This is a genomic window from Arenibacter aquaticus, from assembly GCF_003957295.1.
GTDB classification, from domain to species: domain Bacteria; phylum Bacteroidota; class Bacteroidia; order Flavobacteriales; family Flavobacteriaceae; genus Arenibacter; species Arenibacter aquaticus.
In genome coordinates, this window is the sequence record NZ_RQPJ01000013.1 from 1 (window position 1) to 3729 (window position 3729).

The 3729-nt window shown below is 39.7% G+C and carries 1 protein-coding gene and 1 pseudogene; one reads left to right on the plus strand and one right to left on the minus strand.

Annotation, left to right across the window (positions count from 1 at the left end; all coding sequences use genetic code 11):
- Positions 1-907 precede the first annotated feature (907 nt).
- Positions 908-1036: pseudogene (locus EHW67_RS21045) on the plus strand (IS256 family transposase); the annotation flags it as partial.
- Between the two features lie 197 nt (positions 1037-1233).
- Here the strand turns inward: EHW67_RS21045 and EHW67_RS13410 are convergent.
- On the minus strand, positions 1234-2409 hold the full coding sequence (locus tag EHW67_RS13410) for an OmpA family protein (protein ID WP_126162908.1): 1176 nt from the start codon (positions 2407-2409) through the stop codon (positions 1234-1236).
- Between the last annotated feature and the right edge of the window lie 1320 nt (positions 2410-3729).

A 3729-nucleotide genomic window follows, 5' to 3' on the forward strand; every position in this document is an offset into this window, starting at 1 on the left:
TAGCAAGCTAGAACCTTCAAATCTTTTTTCGCCAGACCCTATGTGAAATCTAAACATCAAATACTTGTATCGAGAAGCGAAAGGGGTTGCCCGAGGTGGCAAGCAGTCAATTGACAATTAGCAATAATCAATAAACAATGTGGAGTGAACAGTCATCAGTGAACAGTAATCAGTGGTCAGTTGGTTTAACATTATTAAATGCCGTCATTACGAGTTTTTCTACCGATAGGTAGGCGTGCCTTTCGTCACTTCGAGTTTACCTACCGATAGGTAGGCCTGCCTACCGCAGGCAGGCCTGCCCTGCCGTTAGGTGGGTGATTTTATGAAGCGAAGCGAAATAAAATTGTATCGAGAAGCGAAAGGGGTTGCCCGGGGTGGCAAGCAGTCAATTGACAATTAGCAATTTTCCAAATTGCTTCATAATCCCATTAGTACATTTTCACATTAGCACATTTTCACATTAGTACATTTCCACATTAATCAATTTCCACATTAACCCATTGTTACATTTCCACATTGCTACATTTTCACAATAACCCATTAACTCCATAACAAAATTAGTGAGACCTCTCGTCGACCAGAAAAAGGTCTCTGTCCAGGTGACACGGAACATAGAAAAGAATTCAGTCATCAATGGGCAGTTATCAGTAACTAGTCAATAGGCATAAGCCATTAGCTAAAAGAGAAGAGAAAAAAGAGAAGAGAGAAAAGACAGTTTAATAGTGGAAAAAGTCCACCCTTTAGGCTCAGGGTAAGGCTTTTTCAATGAACAATAAACAATCATCAATCTCCACATTAACCCATTGGTACATTTCCACATTAATCAATTTCCACATTAGTACATTTTCACATTGGTACATTTTCCCCCGCTAGCGCGAGCGTCGCGCTCGTGCTACCAAGTCTTTCGCATGATGATAAAGCCCTGAAATACATATACTTAACAACTAAAAGCATCAATGAGAAAGGGAAGAAAACCCGTTCTAAATGGGCACAAATTTACAATCAATTGTATGTTTGTTTTCCAAATAGGTTATAATCACATTATTTTAAACCTATGATTTTGAAATTATTTTTCAAAAACACAAGATTCTGAATAGACTCAAACCCTCAACAATTCCTCCAATAAAACACCCGCAACTGTCAAACATATTTTTGAGCAATAGCGGGTGTTGTTATTAGGTATTTATCTAAAATTCCTATCAAGATACCAATAAATATGGCATCCGGGCAGTCTTAGGGCAAGTAGAAGTCGGCTACTTTAAATTCGGACCTTCTATTGACCCTGTGCATAGATTCTGGACACGGCTTACTACCATCACAGTCGTTTAACAATTGTGTCTCTCCAAAGCCTTCCCCATCCAGCCTACTGGCATCTATACCTTTCTCGTTCACCATATAATCAATGGTATTCTTCACCCTTTTCTTGGATAATTCCATATTAAATTCATTGGATCCCCTAGAATCTGCGTGCGAACTAACAAACAAGGTAACTGTAGGATTGGCCTTCATAATTAGGGCAATCTTATCCAGTCGCTCCTTTTCTGCTTTGCTCACAGCAGAAGAATTAAAGGCAAAACCAACATTACCTGCCTCTTTCAACTGATTTTCAATTTCGGCCCTTTTTTTGTTTTCAGCATCCTTTTTGGCCTTCTCTTCAGCAGCCAAACGGGCCTGCTCCTTCTCCCTTGCCAAGCGCTCTGCACGAAGCCTGGCCTCTTCCTCCGCTTTCCTTGCCGCGTTAATGGAATCTGTTATCCTTTTGGTCTCATTGATCATTTCCAATTTCCTCATCCCTTTTTTGGAAAGTCCTTTTTCTATTCCAAATTGATATACTACACCCACAGCGTGCTGCAAATGGTTACTATCGTTTTCACTCATTCCCCACTTTCCGGTACTACTGAAATCTAAACCAATACGATCCGAAATCCAGGCTCTAAAACCCACAATAGCGTTATAGCTCCCCATAAAATCGTCATTTACGTCCGCATATCCAAGGCCAACCCCTACATAAGGGTCAAAAAAACCGGTTTCCCCAATAATCTTGTTCAGATCATAGCTCAGTCTAGAATCAAATGCGAGATAATCGGTTTCCACGGTGTTTACAGCGCCATTAATAATTTTACCTACTTTGTATTTGTTATAGGTTACAATACCTTCAATCCCCAGGCCACTTTTAAAGTACCTTCCAATACTTAGTCTGGATGGATAGGCCAATGCATTCCAATTATCTTTAAAGTCTAATAAACGTTCGGCTCGGTAGCCAGAATCATCCACAAAATTATACCCTAAGCCAACCATCCAGGAGCTTTTAACAATATAATCATCGTCCGTAAGGCCTATTTCCTGTGCGGAATTGATATTAAAAGAAATCAGCAATAAAAAAACTAAAGTGTGTCTAAAGATTTTCATTTGAATTAAATTTTTGTCGGTTAAATATTAGTCAAATAGTCTTGGGAGACCAAAAAAACGGTGCAATATACAATTATAATCCCAATAGGCCCATTTATTGACTATAAGAGAAGTCAGTGAACAGTAAGCAGTTGTCCGCACTCTCTAGTCAATAGCTAAAAGCCAAAAGCTCAATGAGCTAAGAAAAAAGAGAAGAGAGATAAGAAGCTGGAGTGGTCAGTGGTTAGTACGCATAACATTAATATATAACGTCATTGCGAGCAAGCCTACCGCTAGGTAGGCGCAGCGTGGCAATCTGCTTCTTACAATGGACAATAAACAATGTGGAGAGAATAATCTTCAATAAACAGTATACAGTGGTCAGTCACTAGTCATTAGACATAAGCCAAAAGTTTCTTTGAAAGCCTAACGGCCTATTTTTATATGCGTAGTAAATCAAGGGATTTTCACAGATGGAAAAGGAAGGCCTGCCTGACGGCGAGGCAGGTGCCCAAAGAGCATTTCACCTTAGTGAAAGCGGCCTGGGCTCCGTGGCCGTGGAAATCTCGTAGATTTCAAGTATAAAAAAATCAGCCTAGATTTTTTTGGTTCGTTTTTTTATCAATGAAAAAAATGAACAATTCCCAATAGCAAGCTAGAACCTTCAAATCTTTTTTCCCTAGACACTATGTGAAACTTAAACATAGAATGATTGCATCAAGAAGCGAAAGGCAGACCTGCCCGAAATCAGTTGGGCTCACAATGACAAATTCCTTTTAACTTCCTAACATTATAACCATATAACCTTATAACAAAAAAAGTGAGACCTCTCGTCGACCCAAAAAGGTCTCTGTCGAGGTGACATGGAGCAAGGAAGAGTGGACAGTAATCAGTAAACAGTTGTCAGTGAGCATTGAGCAGTCATTAGTCATTAGGCAAAAGCCAAAAGGGCAATGAGCTAAGAAAAAAGAGAAGAGAGAAAAGACAGTTAAAAAATAAAAAAAGCCCACCCTCCTGGGTCGGGGGAAGGCTTTTTCAATGAACACTAATCAATTAGCAATAAACAATAAGGAGTGAACAGTAATCAGTGAACAGTGGTCAGTAAATAGTGGTCAGTCAACTAGTCACTAGGCTGAAGCCAAAAGCTCAATGAGCTAAGAAAAAAGAGAAGAGAGATAAGAAGCTGGAGTGAAGAGTAATCAGTAAACAGTTGTAAGTGAACAGTAATCAGTTGCTCAAACCTTAATAAATGCCGTCATTGCGAGCAAGCCTACCGCTAGGTAGGCGCAGCGTGGCAATCTGCTTATTTATGGTAAGATTGCTTCGTCGCAAAAGCTTCTC